The sequence below is a fragment of the Sphingorhabdus sp. 109 genome (genome assembly GCF_902506555.1).
In the GTDB taxonomy this organism is placed as follows: domain Bacteria; phylum Pseudomonadota; class Alphaproteobacteria; order Sphingomonadales; family Sphingomonadaceae; genus Parasphingorhabdus.
Map to the genome: position 1 here is coordinate 3351871 of NZ_LR732707.1, position 19986 is coordinate 3371856.

A 19986-nucleotide genomic window follows, 5' to 3' on the forward strand; every position below is an offset into this window, starting at 1 on the left:
GCTAGACGGTCTCCAACTGCGCCTTGTGCGCTTCGGGGTCAGCCGCGTAGAGCGGATCCCATATTTGGAGAAATGTAGATGCGATTCACGATATCCACCCGTAAAATCTTTCTGGGCGTGTCAAGCGCCGCGCTGATCGGCGCAACCGCGACACCTGCTCTCGCCGACAATCATGGAAAAAAAATGACGACAGCCGAACTGAACAAAATGAGCGCAATGCAAGCGGTCCCTGCGGATATTAGCGGGAACAGCGTGCTCCAACCCTGGACCGGTCCCTATGACGGCGTGCCTGCCTGGGACAAGATCAAGGTCTCCGATTTTCCCGCGGCTTTTCAGGCGACCATGGACAGGGTCAAGGCAGAGGTAGTTGCGATCCGCGACAATCCTGAGCCCCCGACCTTTCAGAATTTCACCCTGCCTATGGAACTGGCCGGTAATGATTCCAACGAGCTGTTCGCCATCTGGGGTGTCCACAGCAGCAATCTATCGAACGAGGAAATTCGCAAGATTCAGGGCGAATGGATGCCGAAAATCTCGGCTTTCTTTGACGAGCTGGCGCTGGATCCAAAATTGCTCGAAAAGACCAAGGCGGTCTATGACAACCGGGAATCCGCCGGCCTGGACGCGCAGCAGATGCGTCTTGTCGAACGCAATTACGAGCAACTCGTCCGTAACGGCGCATTGCTCGAAGGTGCGGACAAGGAAAAGCTGATCGCGCTGAACACCAAATTGTCAAAAGCGTTCAACGATTTTTCCAACAAGGTGCTCGCGGACGAGGAAAGCTATATCTATCTGACCGACGAAGTCGATCTGGCCGGCCTGCCCGCCAGCTTTGTCGCGTCGATCAAGGCCGCTGCCGAAGCGCAGGGCAAGACCGGCTGGGCGCTGAAAAACACCCGTTCGGTGATGCAGCCCTTCCTGCAGAATTCCACGCGCCGCGACCTGCGCGAGAAAGTCTATAACGCCTATATCAACCGCGGCGACAATGGCGGCGAGAATGATACCAACGCGACCATTGCCAAGATCCTGAAGATACGCGCCGATCGCGCCAAACTACTCGGGTTCAAGACCCACGCCCATTATCGCATGGCCGACACGATGGCGAAGGATCCGGAAGCGGCGATGGAACTGATGATGAAAGTCTGGCCAGCAGCCGTTGCCCGGGTGAAGGAAGAAGTCGCCGACATGCAGGCGATTGCCGACAAGGAAGGCGCCGGCATTACCATCGCGCCCTGGGACTATCGTTTCTATGCCGAAAAGGTCCGCAAGGCAAAATATGATCTCGATGCGGCCGAGATCAAACCCTATTTCAAGCTCGACAATATGGTCGACGCGATGTTCGATGCGGCGGGCAAGCTGTACGGCATGACCTTCACCGAAAATACCGGCAGCGTTCCGGTCTTCGATCCCGAAGTGCGCACCTTCGAGGTGAAGCGCGGCGACAAGCTGGTCGGTCTCTTCTATCTCGACAATTATGCCCGCGAGGGAAAACGGTCGGGCGCATGGATGACCACCTATCGCAGCCAGCATGATCTGGGCGGCAAGAACCGCTATGTTCTGGCCTCGAACAACAATAATTTCGTCAAGGGCGGCGACGGGCAACCGACGCTGATCAGCCTCGACGATGCCTCGACCCTGTTCCACGAATTCGGTCACGCGCTGCATTATCTCAACTATGACATCACCTATCCGGGCCTCGCCGGCACGCCGCGCGATTTCGTCGAATATCCGAGCCAGGTGAACGAGAACTGGTTGCTGACCCGCTATATTCTCGACAATTATGCGAAACATGCCGACACCGGAGAGCCGATGCCGCAGGCATTGGTCGACAAGATCAACAAGTCGAAGACCTTCAACGAGGGCTTTGCGACGGTCGAATATCTATCCAGCGCGATTGTCGATATGAAGCTGCACAACCGCGAAGAGCCGGTCACTGACCCGGACGCGTTCGAGCGTGAAACACTGGCCGAAATCGGTATGCCGAAGGAAATCGTGATGCGGCACCGCTTGCCGCAGTTCAACCATCTGTTCTCGTCGGACGCCTATTCGGCCGGCTATTACAGCTATCTCTGGTCGGAAACGATGGATGCCGACACCTGGGCAGCCTTTGAAGAGGCCGGCAGCCCGTGGGACAAGGAGGTCGCCGAACGCTTCCGCTCGATCATTCTGGCGACCGGCAACGAAACCGACCGCGGCGAAGCCTATCGCGAATTCCGCGGCCGCGATCCGGAGGTCAAATATATCCTCAAGAAGCGTGGTTTCCCCGTACCGGGTGAGTGACGCTGACGCGAACGGACGAAGCGGCTCTACAGGCCGCGATGGTCCAGATGGAATTAGAGAAGGGGGCCGCTTGGCCCCCTTTTTATTGGTCCTGCCGCCGCCGCGCGATGAGCGCCTGGATTTGCAGCAGCCGCTCTTCGGTCATCGAAAAGCGGAAGGTGAAGAAAAACGCCATCAGCATCAGCGGCACGATGGCGGCGGCGCCGATCAGGACCAGCGCGTCGAGCGCCGACCGTTCCACCGCTCCCGGCCGCATGCCTTCCTCCAGCCCGACCAGGTCGAGGGCAAAGCCGCCATAAAGCGGCCCCACCGCACCGCCCAGCTTTGTCGTGAACTGTAGCACCGCATAGAAACCGCCTTCCTGCCTGAGGCCTGTCTCTGCCTCATGTTCGTCGGTCAGGTCGGCCGTCAGCGAGGCAATGGCCACGATCCGCAAGATGAAGAAGCTCATGAAGACAGCGTTCTGGACAACCAGAACCGCGAAGATCACCGGGTCACCATTGTCCGGGATCAGGTCCAGCCAGCGCAGCAGATAGGGCCAGGACAGGTCGAGCAGCATCACCACCACCGCCCATTTGACTATATCATGCTTGGGCATTCGCCGGCCGGCGGTCTTCAGGAAGACCATCGCGATAGGCACCGCGATCAGCACGGACAGGCCGAGCAGCAGCCCCATCTCGGTCGCCTGCAATTCCCAGAAATAGGTCCAGAAAATGATGTTGAGCGCAATGGTGATGCCATAAGACGCGGTCGCGCCCAGATCATAGCCGAGCACATTGCGGAAATTGCGATTCTGGAAGGTCGAGAGAAAGTCTAGCCACAGCCCCGCAAAACCGGGCGTGGAGGGCGCCCGGGCAGGGTCGACTCTGGTATGGCCGATAAACTTCCAGGTCCCGGCGATGCACGCCGTCGCGGTGATCCAGACGATCAGCGCCGACAGCCAGCCATAAGTCACATAATTGCTCGCGACAAAACGGCCGTCGCCGCCCGCACCCTCGTCGAACAGGAAATAGAGGCTGGCCGAGGGCAGCAGCAAGGTGGTGAGAAACAGAAAGGCAGTGCGCTGCCCCATCAGCGCACTGCGCTCGTGATAATCCTGCGAGATTTCCGCGACCAGGGTATAATGCGGGATCGAGAAAAAGGTCAGCGCGGTGCGGATCCACAGCGAACAGCCCAACAGCCACGCCGCCAGCCACAGCTGGCTGTCGAGCACGAAATCAGGCGGCGCAAACAGCGCGATAAAGCCCAGCCCCATCGGCACGGTGGCATAAATCATGAACGGATGCCGCCGCCCCCAGCGGCTCTTGTAGCGGTCGGACCAGCTACCGACCATCGGGTCCGACACCGCGTCCCAGACCAGGCTGAGCGACAGCACAATCCCGGTCGCCGTACCGCTCAGCCCCAGCACCTGCGTGTAGAACAGCAGCACGAACATGACATAGGCGGCTTCCTTGACCGCATAAACCGCTCCGCCAAGACCGTAGGACAGGCGGTTGGGCAAGGTTAGATGCAGAGAGGCGCTTTGGTGCTTATTCACATTGGTGTCAGCGTCGCACACTAGGGGGCCTGATGCCACTGAAATCATGATAGGAGCGATATCGAGAAGCCGGTTGCGATAGCCTTGGGCGATGCGGGAGGCCCTTTGGACAAGACGGGGAAGGTGGTTCCGGAACATTCTGCTGCCGGCGGACGCTCTCCGGACGCCGGCCGTTCGCAGATTCCTAACAGGCTTTGTCATTGGACGCCCGCAAGGCCTGCAAATAGACACGGGCAATGACCAGTCTGCAATCCACCCCATCGCTGCCCGTCCTTGCTCCAACAGGGCAGGCTTGGCGATCCTTGTATCTGTTTTGTCTCTTGCTGCTGACGGCTTGTCTCAGTTCACCGGTAACGGCGCAGGCAAGCGACGCTGCTTTGGATAGCTATATTGCGCAGTGCAATGCCGGCGACAAATCAGCATGTGGCAAGGCCGGGATGATCCTGTCTGATCCGAAAAGCTCGGATTTTGACGCCTTTCTCAGCCTGCGCTACTTGCAAAATGGCTGCAACGACTTCGACGGGGCGTCCTGCGGCCGCCTGGCGTTGATCTATTTTGACGGGGCAGGTGATGTCGACAAGGATTGGTCCGCGGCGGGCAATTTTTCACAAAGGGGATGTGCCGAGCAGGATCGTGACGGCTGCGATGTGGCAGAAGCGGTTTTTGCCGACAGCGGTTCACCCTATTTCGATGCGGAAAAAGCCCTTCGGTACCGGGGTATAAATTGTGGTTTTGGCCGTTGGCAATCCTGTATGCACCAGGCCCGTATCCTGTATAATCTCGGAGACTATCGGAACGCGGAGCAACTGGCTGCTCATGCATGCGGATCGGGCGGTGAAGACCGCAAATCGATCTGCGATCTTGCCGGATCGCTGAAATCCCGTCGGGTCAAGATGGAACGGGCGGAAGCGGCCCAGCGCGCCCGGCAGCAAGCGGCGCGGCAAGCAGTACAGGCGAACAAGCGCGCCATCGTTACCAGCTTCCTCAAAAGCGGGGACTATGACGGCGCAATCTATGCTGCCATTTACAATTCCCGCACCGTCGATGATGCCGAATATGCGCTGACTGCCGCCATCAATGCAGGCGCGATGGGCAGCGTCTATATCGATAATCTCCATGTGCTGGACTATTGGTTCCCGTCGGGTAATCTGAACCGGGTCATTAATACGGAAATCTCCCGCCGGTCGCGCGGCAGTGAATGCGGCATATTCAATTGCACCAATATGCCGGGCGCGTCCTCCAGCCGCTGGGCCGCACAGAATGGCGGCAGTCGAAACAGCTATCGCAGATACTCCTCGTCTGGGTCTTCGGCCTCCCCGTCAGTCTTGTCGAGCGCGGACGCGCGTAGGCAGGTGCGAGAGAAATACCGCTCCGCACATTGCACCATGAACAATAATGCAAATCGCAATGTTTGCTGAATTTCAAAATCCATCCCTATTACCGAAGGAACAGCCGATGCAGAATCTGTTGAAAATTTTTGTCGTCTTGGCGGTGATTCTCACCGGAAACACGGCGCACGCGCAGTCCGGAATGAACAGCTATCAGCAAGCGGCTCTGGCCGGACAGGAAGCGGCGAACAAGGGCGATCACGCGACCGCCTTCGCCCAATATAAAATCGCCTGTTTTGACGGAAATATTGCGGTTACCTGCAATAATCTGGGGTCTATGGCGTATCGCGGTACGCATGTCGCGAAAGACTTGCCGCTGGCGCGGCGCGCCTATGCGAAGGGTTGTGCCGCTGATATTCCAGCGTCCTGCGATGTCTATGGCCGGATGTTGCGCGACGGGGAGGGGGGACCCAAAGATATTGGCGCTTCACTTGGCCCGTTGACCAAGGCGTGCGAGGGTAGCCGGTCGAGCGCCTGCTATAATCTGGGCTTTCTCCATTATGCTGGCAATGGCGTGAGTGCAGATCTCGTCAAGGCTCGACGTCTGTTTGACAAAGCCTGCAGCGGCGACAACGTTGACGGCTGCTACGGATTGGGGCTGATGGCCCAGGCCGGACAAGGTGGCGCAGTCGATCTGGCCAGCGCAGCCAGTGCCTTCGAAAAGTCCTGCACGAAAGGGAAGGCGGACGGATGCCTGAACTATGGCAATGCGCTCTACGGCGGCGAAGGGGTGAAACAGGACCGGGCCACAGCACGTGCAGCCTTTGCGCAATCTTGCAATGCCGGGGCCGTGGGCGGTTGCATGAACACGGGCATATTGGCGCGCACCGGCGACGGTGGCCCGGTCGACCTGAAAATGGCCCGTCGGTTTTTCGGTTATGCCTGCAAGCTGGGCAATCAGGACGGCTGCAACGAAGCGCGGTCTATGCCGCAGCAGTGAAGACGGTTTTCCCCGGCCCGAATGTCTTGCTGGCAACCTGTCAGATATCGACAACCGCACGCGTTAAAAACACACAATGAAGGGACGCGCCGTCCATCGAACGGCGCGCCCCTCTGTTACCGGGCTAGGTCCGGCTTAAAAGCGGAAGCCAACGCCCGCGACAACCTGGTGGCGGTCGAGGTCGACGCCGATTTCATTATTATCGTTGAACAATGTGTCGTTATATTTCAGCGAGCTATAGTTGGAATAGCGATACTCCAGCTTGACGAACGCACCCGAGCCATTGCCGTTGCCGCCGGTTCCGATCACCTGCTCGATGCCGGCACCCAGACGATAGCCGTCAACCTGCTGGCTGTCGTCGAAGTTGAGATCGACGCCATCGGATTCGGCGCGGTCCTGGAAGCGGGATTCAACGGCGGTGTTGGTGTAGCCGCCCTTGGCGTAGAGCAGCGTGGTCGGGCTGACCTTGGCACCGACGCGCGCGCCGATATACAGGTCACGCTTCAGGTTGACGCGGTAACCGAACGGCGCGTTGATGTCCTCGTCGCCTTCCTGTTCGCCGGTCGAATCCATATATTCGCCTTCGATACCGAAGACCACGGGACCCGCATCGAAGTCATAGCCGAGCGCGACGCCATAGGCGAAACCGTCAACCGACTGGTCGAGCGTATTATTCTCGAAAATGCCGTCATTGTCGGTGTCGACATCAACATCGCTGCCCGAACGCAGCGTGTCATAGCCGCCGAGAATTTCCGCGCGCGGACCGGTGAAGGGGGAGTCGGACTGCGCGGTAGCAGGGGCGGCCACGGCAAAGCTGCCGACAACCGAAGAGAGGATCAGAGGGGTGATCATGGGGGATTTCATAATTTTACTCCAACTAACTAAACATGGAACAGGATCGTTCCGGCCTTGCCCGCTATGGCTGCGGGCTTCCCGCCGATGCTGCGCCCAATACCGGGCGCGCTAGATCGACGAGTAGAGGAAACGGCCCAGAAGCAGCGGCGTTCCATCGGCGATGCAATAAGTCGAAATTGTCCGTTTCTGATGCAAAAATATCACAACGGGACGCCGGTGCAGCGGACTATCCGCTGTCCTACACGGGCCGTCTGCGCTTATGCTGCGCCTTGTGACGAGTCTTTGCCGGGCATTCGTCCTCGCCGGCCGACGCGCCGGGGCGGAGCGTGGAAAAGGTCACACCAGGCAGGGCTGTTGTTGGGAACGTCCGGCTGTTTTGCAGGGGCCTCGGGGCAAAGGTCACAGAAAATAAAAACGGGCTGTCCTGTAACGTTCTTGCAGGGCAGGGGCGCGGCTGTCCCACCGGCGCATCCGCGCGCTATTTATAGACGATATCGTTCGGGAAGCGCGCGGCCTGGCGCAGCGCCGACAGGGCGGGGTGGTCGGCGTCGTGGGTGGTGGCGGCATTCTGGCTCCAGCTCATCACCGGTTCGCGGTGCCGGATCTTCCAGACATTGCCGCGCTTCTCGAACCGGTCGAGATAGCGGCCGAGATAGGTCATCTCGCTGTCTGCGCCATCGGCTCCGGCGAGATAGTGAAAGGCGATGAGCGAGCTCTCGACGCGCGCCTGCGGTCCATCGAAGGCGTAGAGAATGTTGGTGACCAAATGGTGGGTCTGGCGGAAGGCCTTGATCGCCGGCACCAGCTCCGTGCAGAAGCCGTGGGCGGGCACGGCTTCCGGGCCGTAAGCGGTGGTGGCATCGGGCCAGTAGCAGCTTTTCAGCGTCGCTTCGTCGGCCCGGTCGACGCCGCGACAGTGCAGGGCGATGATCTCGGCGATGGCGGCGCGATCCGCCAGTTCCGCGGGGTCGGGGACGCGGCCCGGCTCCTGCATGCCTGCTCGATTGTCCCCCGCCATGGTCATCCCTCCTGCTATCGATAAGAGTAATTTACCCGATCCGTCCGGCTCCTACTATGCCTCAAAAGAACAGGAGAGATGCGATTAGGGCGACCGAACTGGAGGCCTTGACGGCCAATCTGGCGATCCGCGATCTGGCGGCGTGGTACATGCGCGGGCTGGACCGGCTGGACCGCGATCTGCTGCGCGCGCAATTCTGGGACGATGCCTATCTGAGCTACGGCATCTATGAGGGCGGTCCGGACGGCTTTGCCGACTTCTGCATCGATGCGCTGAAAACGCACGAGCGCAACCATCATATGCTCGGCCAGCATCTGATCGAGCTGTCCGGCGATGAAGCTTATGGCGAAGTCTATTACCAAGCCTATCACAAGCTGACCAACGAGGCGGGCGAGCAGCGCGACCTGTTCATCAGCGGGCGCTATGTCGACCGGCTGGAGAAACGCGGCGGTATCTGGAAATTCGCTTATCGTTCGGAACTGGTGGACTGGGTGCGGGACGATCCCTGCACCGACGCATTTCTCGACGGTTCGCCAATGATCCTTGGCGCGCGCAAGCCTGCCGACCCGCTTTACCATCGTACCGCCATGACCCGCAAACCGGAGCCCGACTATGACCTATGACCTGACCAAACCGTCCGATCCCGATCTCGCGCCGGGCGAGGCGCGCTGCCCGGGTCCCTCGATGCAGGATATCATGGACGCGGACGGCGACAATCCGCCGCCGGCGATGCGGACCGAGCAATATGAATTTCTCGGCGACGAGGATATCAGCTTCGACCGCTATATCGACCCGGCCTTCCATGAGCGCGAAATCGACCATATGTGGAACCGGACCTGGCAATGGGCCTGTCGCGAGGAGCATATCCCCGCGCCCGGCAACCAGCATGTCTATGATGTCGGCCCCTATTCGATCCTGGTCGTGCACGGCGATGACGGCAAGATCCGCGCGTTCGTGAATAGCTGTCCGCATCGCGGCATGAAATTCGCCACCGAAGGCAGCAGCGGCGCCCGGCGCTCGCACATCCGCTGCCCCTTCCACGGCATGACCTTCAATCTCGACGGATCGCTCAAGGAAATTCCCTGCCGCTGGGACTTCCCGCATCTGAACGAGGATAATTTCGGCCTGACCGAGATCCGCTGCGAAACGTGGGGCGGCTTTGTTTTCATCAACATGGACGAGGATGCACCGCCGCTGGCCGACTATCTGGAAATATTGCCCGACCATTTCAAGCAATGGCCGATGGACGACCGCTATGTCGCGCTGCACACGCAGAAGGTCCTGCCGGCCAACTGGAAGATGGCGATGGAGGCCTTCCTCGAGGCCTATCATGTGCTGGAAACGCATTCGCAGGCAGTCTACACCGCCGGCGACGCCAATGCGCAATATGATATTTTCGGCAAGAATGTCAGCCGCTTCATGCACGCGATCGGCGTGCCCAGTCCGCACCTCAACCAGCCGGTTAGCGAGGCCAAGCTTTTCGAGAAGCTCGGCCGCGACCCGAAGGATCTGCCCGAGGGGGCATCGGCCCGGAAAGTCCACGCAGAAATGCTGCGCCAGGAACATGGCAGCGCGTTCAATGTCGATCTCTCCGGCGTCTCGACCAGCGAAATGATCGACAGCCTCGAATATTTCCTGTTCCCGAACATGTTCTTCTTCCCCGGCATCAACATCCGGCTCTGCTACCGCTTCCGGCCAATCGACGTCGACCATTGCCTGCACGAGATATTGGTGCTGCAACCGCTGCCAGAAAACGGCGAGCGACCCGCGCCCGCCAAACCGATCCGGCTGGAGATTGGGGACAGCTACACCAGCGTGGAAGGCTTCGTTCTTGCGGATATCCTCGATCAGGACACCGACAATCTCGCGATGCAGAGAGATGGCGCCAAGGCCTCGAAAAAAGGCGCCCAGTCTCTCGGCAATTATCAGGAGGCCCGGATCCGGCGCCTGCAGCTGACGCTCGACGAATATCTGGTGTGAGCTATTCCGAATGCGTGGCGTCGTAACTTGATTCCAGGGAGGAGAGGCACGATGCCTTACCGAATACTGGCTAAGCGCAGCCTGCCTTTGCCAGCACCCGACGATGCATCTTGACTGGTATCTGCGAGGCATATAAGATAGCAGATAAGGCGACTAATACGCGGCATTTATTGAAAGGCTTGATTGTGAAACCAACAAATACACCGGAAAAGAATTCTGCGAAGCGACCTTATGAGAAGCCTGAATTGATGGAAATCGTTCTGGAAGATTATACCGAGGGTAAGAAGGCAATTACTGTAGTTGAAACACTCACCCTTGGAGCAGCCTCATAAATTTTGCGGGCTAATTTCAGGCTGCTGCGGCATCATGCTTTTTGTAGCTCTGTTTTTCCGTCATTCTGACCATTCAGAAAAACAGGCGATCTAAGGCCTGTCGGCTTCCTGCTTTGAGATTGTGGAAGGCGCTGAGTTCAACGTGACTTGACGATTATCCAAGAAGGTGTTGCGAAGATAATGACCGAAAGCTTTTAGCAAGAATTCTCCTTCTTTATAGGATCGCGCATCGCGCGTCTGATCTGCATTGCTCAAGCCCCGGTAACTTTGTTTGATATCTTTCATGCCACGGCCATCGGTATCGACAAACTGGCCTACCACCGCGAGTGTCCTTGATTTGTGTTGATGCGCTACGGCCACTTTTTGCGTCGCGTCCTGCAAAGTGATTATCCCCCCATCCAGCTGATCCAGCAGAGCGCAGCGAAAAGCACCGCAGATCCTGGGGCGGTGGTCGTACACGGTGCAACATTTTTCGCTGTCCAGTGCCCTGCATGGAAGCGAAAGAAAGCGCTCATCGTCATCTTCCTGCGAGCGCAACGGAGGCGTAACAGCGCCATCTTCAGGGACCAATGGCGCGATTCTGAACAAGCTGCCGTCGCAACATAGGCCGCAGGATGTGCAAAGCGTGCTCGATGCATCCATTTGTTTTCTATCGTTTTCCGATTGCCTCAATCTATGATCCCAAAGCTTATCAATGATATCGTCAATCGGCCTTATCGGATTTGCGACCTCAGGCGCAACCGTCCTTGTTTGGATCTTGCGATTGAAGTCCGAACCCGCACGATCTGGCATAATGGCGTCGCTGCATGTGCAGGAAATATAATGTCAAACATCCGCAACTTTCTATCCTTCTTCACGCAAAACCAGCGTTCGTTGGCCTGAACTTTGACGAACTTTGGCGCAGCTGGTCCCTTTCTTGCTGGCACTGACATCTGCTATGCTGGCCGAAACAGAAGAGGATATTCAGCATGACTATTGCCGCCCTGCGCACGCCCGATGAGCGTTTCGCCGATATCCCGGACTTTGACGTACCGGTTCACTATGCCGATGATCTGCCCGGCTACGAGGGGCTGCGCGCCGCCTGGGTTGATACCGGGCCGGTTGATGCGGAGACAACATTCTTGTGCCTGCATGGCGAGCCGAGCTGGTCGTTTCTCTATCGCAAGATGATCCCGCATTTTACTACCAAAGGCGGGCGGGTGGTATGCCCGGATTTCTTCGGCTTCGGTCGCTCCGACAAGCCGACCGAACTGGAAACCTATACATTTGACTTCCACCGCAACCATATACTGGCGCTGGTGGAGCGGCTGGATCTGCAGAATATCACCCTGGTGGTGCAGGACTGGGGCGGGTTGATCGGCCTGACGCTGCCGGTAGACGAAGCTTTCGAGCCACGATTGTCGCGGCTAATCATAATGAACACGGCGCTGGGACTTGGGACAGGCGCGGGCGACGGCTTCAACGCCTGGAAGGAATATGCACTGACCGTTCCGGTCTTTGATGCCGGCCAGATCATCGCGCGCGGCACGCCGGAGATGGGCGAGGAGGAGATTGCTGCCTATAATGCGCCTTATCCGGATGACCGCTATCAGGCCGGCGCGCGGACATTCCCGGCGCTGGTGCCGGTCGAACCGGATATGGACGGTGTCCAAGTCAGCAAGCAGGCTGCGGCTTACTGGAGCAGCGAATGGACGGGGCCCAGCTTCATGGCGATCGGCGGCTCCGATCCGGTGCTCGGTCCGCCGGTGATGAAGATGATGCACGGCTTGATCAGGGGCTGTCCCGAGCCACTGCTGATCGAAGAGGCCGGTCATTTCGTGCAGGAATGGGGCGATATTGTCGCTCCGGCTGCGCTAAAGGCATTTGACGATCTTTAGGGCGAGACGGGGCGGGTGGCCACGATGGCAAAGGAGAGATGCCCTCCAGTCGACAGGCGCCGCCAGCTTCGCTGACCTTGGGTTCGACAAGCTCGGAATGAACGGCATCGATTGATCGAGACTGTCCTACAGCACCAAAATCAGCTATGGACCGGCAAAAGATAATCGGTCGCATGTTCTGGTTCCTGCAAATGGGAGAAGCCGCATGCCGCAATATTATTATCTCAAATATATTCCGAAAAACGATCGGCCACGCGTCGTCGGTAATCTCGAGCGGCTGATCGGCCAGCTCGATCGCGAGTTGCCCGACAAGGACAGCGAGCAGACGCTGCTGCTGGCGACCTGGAATATCCGCAATTTCGGCAAGGTCCGGCGGCTGCCGGAAAGCCTGATGTATATAGCCGAGATATTGTCCCGCTTCGACTTCGTCGCGGTGCAGGAGGTGGTCGATCTCGATGACTGGCGCGCGGTCATGGACCGGCTGGGTCCGGATTATGATTTCATTGCCTCGGACAAGACCCATCACAAGTTGGGCAGCGGCGGTGAACGGCTGCTCTATCTCTATGACAAGCGCAAGGTGCGGTTCCAGAATATCGCCGGCGAAATCGTTCTGCCGACCGACATGCTGATCACCGATGACACGGCGGGAGAGGGTGGCGAACTGTTTCAGGGCAAGCAGTTCCGGCGCTCGCCCTTCATCACGGCGTTCCAGTCCGGCTGGTTCAAGTTTGATATCTGTACAGTGCACCTTTTCTACGGTTCCTCATCGGGATCTAAATTGCAGCAAAGGGTTCAGGAAATCGACCGCGTCGCCGACTATTTCGCCGATCGTGCCGAGCAAGCCCAAAAGGAGGGGCGGTCGTTGATCCTTTTGGGTGATTTCAATATCGTCCATCCCGATCACGAGACGATGACGGCGCTGAAGCGGCACGGTTTCCGGATTCCCAATGCTCTCAACCGGCCGTCCAATCTAGACCTGAGCAAATATTATGACCAGATCGCCTTCATGACCGATGACGCCACGCTGAATTTCATCGACCGGCAGACCGACGATCCGAAAAAGGCCAATGCGGGCATTTTCGAGATATTCAAGTCGGTCTATCGGGATGGCGATGCGCTGGAATATGAAAAGGAATTGAGGAAGAAAGCCGGCGGAAAGGACAAGCAGGGCGCGGCGCTGGGCAAATATTACAAGAGCAGCTGGCGGACATATCAGCTATCCGACCACAAACCGATGTGGGTGCGGATCAAGTCAAATGCAGCGGCCGCCTATCTGGAACGCATGCGGTCGAACTGAATCGCAGCCGCAGTCAGGCGACCATCGCGGTTTTGCTGAGATGTTCGGTAAAACGCGGCTGCATCGGCTGGCTTGCGACCATCGCCAGAGGGAGCGCGGTTTCGCAATGGGCGCATTCGGCGCTGATCCGGCCGACGTGCCAGTGCGATTTGCCGCAGCCGGGGCAGCGATTGACGATGTCCAGATGGTAGAGCGGCTGATAGCCGCGCCCCTGATCCTGCTCGGCCAATGGTTGAACAGGCTGATTGATGAATGATCTCGGAGATAAGTACATCGTTTCGTCCTTCCTTGCTTGTGTGTTAGGGGACTAGAGGTTCTGGAGTGCCGGGATAACGCGACATAAGATGGGATATCGTGGGACGGATCGCAGTTTTCAGGGGCACTCGCGTTACCTCAATCCAAAATTGGCGTTCAACTCTGTTGTCTAAATTGAATGGTTAATTAGACAGCGCTGGTCAAGACAAATTGGAGTGCCGGCGAAATGCGCAGAGCGGGCGCATCGACGTCTTAGAAGGCTCTGAGCNACCGGCGAAGGAGTTGATCATATCGAACTAGAACCGCGCAACTTTTTGCGCTACGAGTATCAAAATGACGATTTCCAGTGCTCTAGAACCTCTTGTCCCTAACTCTAAAAGCTTTTGTCCCGCTACATTGTGCCGAACCCATTGCTGTTACTGCGTATCACATGCCATTTGGTTGCTGTACCAGCGATGAACCGTTTCTTTTGGTAGATGAAATGATAGTTATGCTGTCCGGAAACGATAGGATATTTTCGTCATTTCCCGGTGATGTTTAACACAGGACCGGGCAATTGCCTGTCTTTGAATGGAAATTATTCACAATTTTACACGCCATCTGGTCATTATCGATGGGTCGGTGCGGTTGCTGCCGTTTGGTCAGCACAATGGGGCCGGCGATCCCGCTGGACTCCGGAAAAGCGCTGCCCGTATCAGCTGGCGTCCAGCTTCCGCCAGGCCAGATCGGCAAATTCACACAGCAGGGGCCGGGTTTCGCGCGGATCGATGATATCCTCGACGCTGAACTGCTCGGCGGTGCGGAAAGGCGAGGTAACCTTGTCGAGCTTGGCCCTGATCTCGGCCAGTCGCGCGGCCGGATCAGCAGCGCTTTCGATATCGCTCTTGTAGGCGACCTCGAGGCCACCGGCGATCGGCAGCGAGCCCCAGTCGCCCGAGGGCCAGGCAAAGCGGTACTGGAAATTCTCGGCATTGCTCATCGCGCTGCCGGCGATGCCATAGGCGCGGCGGACGATGACACTGGCCCATGGCACGGTCGCTTTATAGACCGCGTTCATCGCCTGCACGCCATAGCGGATGGTGCCGGTGCGCTCGGCGTCGCCGCCGATCATGAAGCCGGGATTGTCGATCAGGTGGACGACCGGCAGTTGGAATTGCTCGGCCAGCTTGGCAAAGCGCTCGACCTTTTCCGATGATTTGGCTTCCCAGGATCCGCCCAGGAACGACGGATCGTTGGCGAGTACCGCCACCGGCCAGCCGTCGAGCCGGGCAAAGGCGGTGATCGCGGCCCGGCCCCAGCGCTTGCCCATTTCAAATACCGAGCCTTCGTCGAATACCGATGTCATGATCTTGCGCATCGAATAGACCTGCTTGTCCTCCCGCGGCACGGCAGAAAGCAGGCTTTCGTCCTTGCGATCGACCGGGTCCCAGTTCTCGGTCCGGGCGGCCAGCTGGTTCACGTTGCTCGGCAAGTAGGACAGGAATTTGCGGGCGGTGACAAAGGCCTCGGTCTCGCTGGCGACCTCTTCGTCAACCACGCCGTTGGTGGTGTGGATCTCTGAGCCGCCCAATTGCTCCTTGCTGAGATCATCGCCAATCGCGGCGGCGACCGCGGGACCGGCAGCGAAAATCTGGGACAGTCCCTTGACCATGATCGAATAATGACTGGCGACGGTGCGCGCCGCGCCCATGCCCGCCGTCGGTCCGAGCGCCAGGGCCACCACCGGAACCGTATCTTGGTTCTTGATGATATCTTCCCAGCCCGGCACTGCCGGGACATAGGTAAATCCCATATCCTCGAGGCTTTTGACCGAACCACCGCCGCCGGTGCCGTCGATCATCCGGATCATCGGAATGCCCAGCGTATGGGCCATTTTTTCGCACTGGGTGAATTTCCGGTGCAGGGCGGCATCAGCGGCTCCGCCGCGCACCGTGAAATCATCGGCAGAAGCAACCACTGGACGGCCTTCGATATTGGCGCGACCGAAGATCAGATTGCTCGGCGCGAAATCCTCGAACGTCCCGTCCTCGGCATAGGTCCCGCGCCCTGCAATCTTGCCGATCTCGCGGAAGCTGCCTTCATCGACAATCCCCGCAATCCGCGCCCGCGCATCAAGTTTTCCGCGGCCATGCTGGCGGGAGACTTTTTCCTCGCCGCCCATTTTTTCGGCCAGCCGCTGGCGCTCGGCCAGTTCTTCCAGTTCGGGTTTCCATGTCATATCCTGCGTTTAACCGACTGGTTAAGGCAGGGGAAGCGGGAATCGCGCCCTGGCATCAAGACCTGTCCAATTCGCGCCCGAGATATTCCAGCGCGCTGCGCATGGCGGGATCGTTGCCATCGGCATCACGGTCTGCCGATTCCAGTTTCATATCGGCGATATAATCCTCGCGCGGCGTGCCATTGACGTGAAACAGCGTTTCTGTCCCGAGATCCATGCGCGCTCCGGATTTCGCAAGAGTGATATTGGAGAGGGCGCCCAGCAGATCCGCCATGTCGGAGGCAATCGTATGGGCACCGGCCGCCGCATCCAGACCGATGACCAGCCCTTCGCCCATGCTGCCGGTCCAGCGACCGCCGAGCACGACGAGCGGCCCCTGATATTGCGGGTTGCGCGGCTTGACCTGCTCGATGAAACGGCGGGGCACGGTAAATTCCCGCTCTAGACTGGGAATTTCGTGAATCTGGTAGGATCGTGTGTCCGTCACGAAATGACCAATGATGCTGCGCGCGACCTCGGTATTGCCGCCGCTGGGCGTGTTGCGCAGGTCGATGATCATCGCCCGCGTGTCGGACAGGCTGGCAACAGCCCGGTCGAAAGCCGGGATCAGGTCATTATTGCCCAGCGCATTGTTGATGCGGATGATGCCGATATCGCCATTCCTGTGCGTCTCGAGCAACGGGCCGGCGCTTATGGATTTGCCGAGATCATAGCTGGCCGGCAGGTTGATCGTGCGGTTCTTCCCGTCGACCTCAAAGACGAGAGTGCGCGGCTGATTGCGCAAGCCGCTGACCGCGAGCATCGCGCCGTAATTTCTCTGCCGGTCCGTCGGCTCGGGCAGCAGTTTCCCGTAAGGCCGGATCGCGGCGGCGCTCATTGCGATTCCGTCCGCCGAGACAATTTGCCAGCCGGGGCGGATGCCGGCCTTGTCCGCAGCGGAACCGGCGCGGACATCGGCGACATGAAAGCGGCCACCGGCATAGCGGGTCGCGATATCCGATCCGGTGGGAATGATCGAATAGTCGGTCTCGTCAAAGGGGCCGACTATGAAATGCGGGTCGGAAAAGGTTAGCGCTGTCTGGTGCAGGATCTTCCGAAATATGTCGCGGTCAGGGGCTTGCACGGCCAGAGCCTTCGATCGTGCAAGCTGCGCCTCGACGTCGATGTCGCTACGCTGCGCATAAGCGTAGAACAGACGGAACTGGTCTTCAAACTCCTGCCAGGCTTGCCCGGCATCAAAAGTTTCGGCGCTCTTGGTCTGCTCGGACGGTGCCTGCACCCCTGCATATACCGGCGCGACTATGAAAAGCGCCAGCACCGGTGAAATCGCTTTGGCCAGTTTTTTCATTCTTGTTCCTCAGGCATTGCGAAATTTTTCCTGTCTCCGTCGCAAGTCCGCCCGTCTATTGCAACATCCTCTTTCAGGATTATTGCCGGTCCAGGCGAACTTTAAACAAAGAGGCCTGGTTATTTTCTGTGACCTTTGGCTGGATAGCGCAGAAAACCGGTGTGCACTCCAAGGTCGGGATCCGCCGAGTGTAACCTTTCAAAAAAGGCAGCCTTGATCGCATAGTCTCATCCTGCGTCAACCATCTGACCGGTATAACGCGTTGCAGCAATGTAGGACAGGATCACTGGATGCTAGCTATTCTTCCGACTTAAACTGGCATGTTCCATTGACTGCTATCCCACCGCCTCGTTGCACATCCAGTGGCGTGAACGGCTGCACAGGCGTTGCTTGTACCGCTATTGTATTTTGCATCTTTCGTTTTTACTTCCTTAGCATGAGCTGGTTGTTCTTCCTCCTTGGTGCATTGGCAATTGTCGCAGTGCTTTCATATCGGAACTGGGCGAGGAAGCGTCGGCGCGAACAACTGTTGGCGACACCGCTGACTTCAGAACAGCGCGAAGTGATCGCTAGGCTGGTGCCGATTGTGCGCCGGCTACCGGAAACATTGCGTCCCAAGTTGGAAGGGAAAATCAATCTATTTCTCGATCAGGTCACCTTCCGAGGCAATCAAGGTCTCGAGATAACCGAGGAAATCAGGCTCTCGATCGCCGCTCAAGCCTGCTTGTTAATTGCCAACAGTCCGGCCTGGTACAATACGATCAGAAACGTGTTGGTCCATCCTTCCGCTTTTCACATACACCGCAACTCTCATGACGGACTTGTCGTCCATGAGGGCAGGCACTCGATGCTTGGCGAAAGCTGGGCCAGGGGGCCGGTTATCTTGTCATGGGAGCATGCGCTTCACGGGGGGCTCGGTGAAGACGATGGACACAATGTCGTCATCCACGAATTTGCGCACCAGCTGGACAGCCTGACCGGCGACACCAATGGCATACCGATCTTGCGCAAGGGGCAAGCGTACGAGGGCTGGGAAAAAGCCATGCTGGATGCCTTCCACAAGCATGTGGAACGTGTTGAACGTGGACACAACACCCTCATCGATCCCTATGGCGCAAACAACCATCAGGAGTTTTTTGCCGAAGCGATTGTCGCGTTTTTTGAAAAACCACGGTTGATGCATCGCGAGGAGCCAGCGCTCTATGCGCAGCTGTCGGAACTGCTGGCGCTAGATCCCGCGCATTGGGATTAGGCTAGGCTGACTGTGAATCCCGGCTATCGAGCAATGCAGTCAATGTTGGAGACCCGATAACCGGGTCATGAGTGAACATATTATCCGAGTATTTCCGACGTCCCTTTTGCGTCCTTAACAGCCATTAAATCGTGCCAACGCCGGCGACCGCTAGCGTGGCGAAAGCCGATGTTGCTCACGCGCGATTCGCAACGCCCGTTTTTTGCGTCTTCAGCGGATATTGGATTTCGTATTTCTATGCTGTCGCCTGTTCATTCTTCATCCCCGTAAATTGCGACACTTGGTTCGCGCTCGCTGGTTGCGCGTCCGCGATACATACCGGCGGTGTTGAAACTATAGCCGACCTGTCCCCATGGTGTTGCATAGATGATGCCGCCGTCGCCACCCAGTTCGCCCAGTTCGGCGATTACATCATCGGCTATTTGTTGGATTTCCGAATCGGATGACATGAATTCGCTGGCGTGGACGACATAAGTGTCATTGCCGTCGGCATCTTTCGGCACCGCCCGTTGCGCTTCCTTGATCGCCTCGGGAAAGCGCATCCGGATGCGGGCGCAGATTTCGTGGGCGACGCCGAGACGGATGAAATATTCGCCCGAGCCGGTGGCGGAAATCGCGCAGCTACGGTTGTCGGCATAGGTGCCGGCGCCGATCACCGGACTGTCGCCGATCCGGCCCCAGCGCTTGCCGGTCATGCCGCCGGTCGACGTGCCCGCGGCCATATGGCCCTGCCGGTCCATGGCGACCGCTCCAACCGTGCCGAACTTGTAATCCACATCGGCGGCGCTGACCTTTTTGGCGCGCAGGTCGTCGATCTGTTTCAGGCGATAGGGCGTGGCGTAATAATCCGGTGACACCTGTTCCAGCCCCTGTTCGCGGCTGAACTGGTTAGCGCCTTCGCCGGACAGCATCACATGCGGGCTTTTATCCTTGACCGCGCGGGCCAGCAGTATCGGGTTTTTCGTGCCGTTGATCCCGGCAACGGCGCCAGCAGACAGGTCGCTGCCGTCCATGATGCTGCTGTCGAGCTCGTTGGTCTTGTCCCAAGTGAACACCGCGCCTTTGCCAGCGTTGAAATTGGGATTGTTCTCCAGCGAGACGATGGTGGCGGTGACAGCGTCCATTGCGGTGCCGCCGTTTCTCAATATGTCCGAGCCGATTGTCAGGGCCGCGTTCAGTGCTGTCCTGATTTCCGCATCTTTCTCAGGCGTGATCCTGTCTCGTTCGATCGTCCCCGCGCCGCCATGAATGGCGATGGACCAATCTGCTTCCCCGTCCAGCCGATCCTGCGCATTCACCGTTGTTGTCGCTGCCGAGAGCGCGAGGGACAGGCCCAGCCTTTTGAGTAAATAGCGAATCATATCGATGCTCTCCCGATTGGCACTTATCATTTGGCGGTGGACAGCGTA

General features: G+C 58.2%; 17 protein-coding genes. 9 read left to right on the plus strand and 8 right to left on the minus strand.

The features are described from left to right. Positions 1-78 precede the first annotated feature (78 nt). Positions 79-2280 (plus strand): M3 family metallopeptidase, encoded by a 2202-nt coding sequence (locus tag BOSE62_RS16040; protein ID WP_236554085.1) that lies wholly within the window; start codon positions 79-81, stop codon positions 2278-2280. 82 nt (positions 2281-2362) lie between these two features. Here the strand turns inward: BOSE62_RS16040 and BOSE62_RS16045 are convergent, their stop codons facing one another. Next, positions 2363-3817 carry an MFS transporter gene (locus BOSE62_RS16045; RefSeq protein ID WP_159647732.1) on the minus strand — a complete coding sequence of 485 codons (1455 nt, stop codon included), beginning with the start codon at positions 3815-3817 and terminating at the stop codon, positions 2363-2365. Between the two features lie 377 nt (positions 3818-4194). Here BOSE62_RS16045 and BOSE62_RS16050 point away from each other — a divergent pair, with 377 nt between their 5' ends. Both BOSE62_RS16050 and BOSE62_RS16055 read left to right on the plus strand, forming a co-directional pair. Then, complete coding sequence (locus BOSE62_RS16050; RefSeq protein WP_236554087.1) at positions 4195-5235, plus strand: sel1 repeat family protein; 1041 nt, start codon at positions 4195-4197, stop codon at positions 5233-5235. A 37-nt stretch (positions 5236-5272) separates the two neighbouring features. Further along, entirely contained in the window at positions 5273-6145 is an 873-nt protein-coding gene (locus BOSE62_RS16055) for a tetratricopeptide repeat protein (protein WP_159647733.1), read from the plus strand. A 135-nt stretch (positions 6146-6280) separates the two neighbouring features. On the opposite strand, the gene BOSE62_RS16060 is transcribed toward BOSE62_RS16055, so the two are convergent. Together BOSE62_RS16060 and BOSE62_RS16065 are read right to left on the minus strand one after the other, a co-directional pair. Beyond that, complete coding sequence (locus tag BOSE62_RS16060; RefSeq protein WP_236554089.1) at positions 6281-7009, minus strand: outer membrane protein; 729 nt, start codon at positions 7007-7009, stop codon at positions 6281-6283. A 469-nt stretch (positions 7010-7478) separates the two neighbouring features. Continuing rightward, positions 7479-8018, minus strand: coding sequence for a nuclear transport factor 2 family protein (locus BOSE62_RS16065; protein WP_159647734.1), 540 nt, complete (start codon positions 8016-8018; stop codon positions 7479-7481). Positions 8019-8074: 56 nt separating this feature from the next. Between BOSE62_RS16065 and BOSE62_RS16070 the strand changes: the two genes are divergently transcribed. From BOSE62_RS16070 to BOSE62_RS17435, 3 genes are all read left to right on the plus strand, one after another. Next, a complete protein-coding gene (locus BOSE62_RS16070) occupies positions 8075-8641 on the plus strand; it encodes a nuclear transport factor 2 family protein (protein WP_159647735.1) in 567 nt (188 codons plus the stop codon). Continuing rightward, positions 8631-9998 (plus strand): aromatic ring-hydroxylating oxygenase subunit alpha, encoded by a 1368-nt coding sequence (locus tag BOSE62_RS16075; protein ID WP_159647736.1) that lies wholly within the window; start codon positions 8631-8633, stop codon positions 9996-9998. The genes BOSE62_RS16070 and BOSE62_RS16075 overlap by 11 nt, the downstream gene beginning before the upstream one ends. A gap of 185 nt (positions 9999-10183) precedes the next feature. Next, complete coding sequence (locus tag BOSE62_RS17435) at positions 10184-10330, plus strand: hypothetical protein (protein WP_236554092.1); 147 nt, start codon at positions 10184-10186, stop codon at positions 10328-10330. Between the two features lie 90 nt (positions 10331-10420). Here the strand turns inward: BOSE62_RS17435 and BOSE62_RS16080 are convergent, their stop codons facing one another. Beyond that, positions 10421-11122 carry a YkgJ family cysteine cluster protein gene (locus tag BOSE62_RS16080; protein ID WP_159647737.1) on the minus strand — a complete coding sequence of 234 codons (702 nt, stop codon included), beginning with the start codon at positions 11120-11122 and terminating at the stop codon, positions 10421-10423. 176 nt (positions 11123-11298) lie between these two features. Here BOSE62_RS16080 and BOSE62_RS16085 point away from each other — a divergent pair, with 176 nt between their 5' ends. After that, positions 11299-12207 (plus strand): haloalkane dehalogenase, encoded by a 909-nt coding sequence (locus BOSE62_RS16085; RefSeq protein WP_159647738.1) that lies wholly within the window; start codon positions 11299-11301, stop codon positions 12205-12207. 205 nt (positions 12208-12412) lie between these two features. After that, positions 12413-13504: an endonuclease/exonuclease/phosphatase family protein gene (locus tag BOSE62_RS16090; RefSeq protein WP_159647739.1), complete on the plus strand. Its 1092-nt coding sequence runs from the start codon at positions 12413-12415 to the stop codon at positions 13502-13504. A gap of 13 nt (positions 13505-13517) precedes the next feature. On the opposite strand, the gene BOSE62_RS16095 is transcribed toward BOSE62_RS16090, so the two are convergent. From BOSE62_RS16095 to BOSE62_RS16105, 3 genes are all read right to left on the minus strand, one after another. Continuing rightward, the gene (locus BOSE62_RS16095) at positions 13518-13778 is read right to left on the minus strand and encodes a hypothetical protein (RefSeq protein ID WP_159647740.1); all 261 of its coding nucleotides are present in this window, start codon (positions 13776-13778) and stop codon (positions 13518-13520) included. Between the two features lie 675 nt (positions 13779-14453). After that, complete coding sequence (locus BOSE62_RS16100; RefSeq protein WP_159647741.1) at positions 14454-15977, minus strand: acyl-CoA carboxylase subunit beta; 1524 nt, start codon at positions 15975-15977, stop codon at positions 14454-14456. A gap of 55 nt (positions 15978-16032) precedes the next feature. Then, the gene (locus tag BOSE62_RS16105) at positions 16033-17325 is read right to left on the minus strand and encodes a S41 family peptidase (protein WP_159647742.1); all 1293 of its coding nucleotides are present in this window, start codon (positions 17323-17325) and stop codon (positions 16033-16035) included. Positions 17326-17761: 436 nt separating this feature from the next. On the opposite strand from BOSE62_RS16105, the gene BOSE62_RS16110 reads away from it, so the two are divergent. Continuing rightward, a complete protein-coding gene (locus BOSE62_RS16110; RefSeq protein ID WP_159648099.1) occupies positions 17762-18577 on the plus strand; it encodes a zinc-dependent peptidase in 816 nt (271 codons plus the stop codon). Between the two features lie 251 nt (positions 18578-18828). Here BOSE62_RS16110 and BOSE62_RS16115 read toward each other — a convergent pair whose 3' ends face one another. Further along, entirely contained in the window at positions 18829-19938 is a 1110-nt protein-coding gene (locus BOSE62_RS16115; protein ID WP_159647743.1) for an isoaspartyl peptidase/L-asparaginase family protein, read from the minus strand. Positions 19939-19986: the final 48 nt, after the last annotated feature.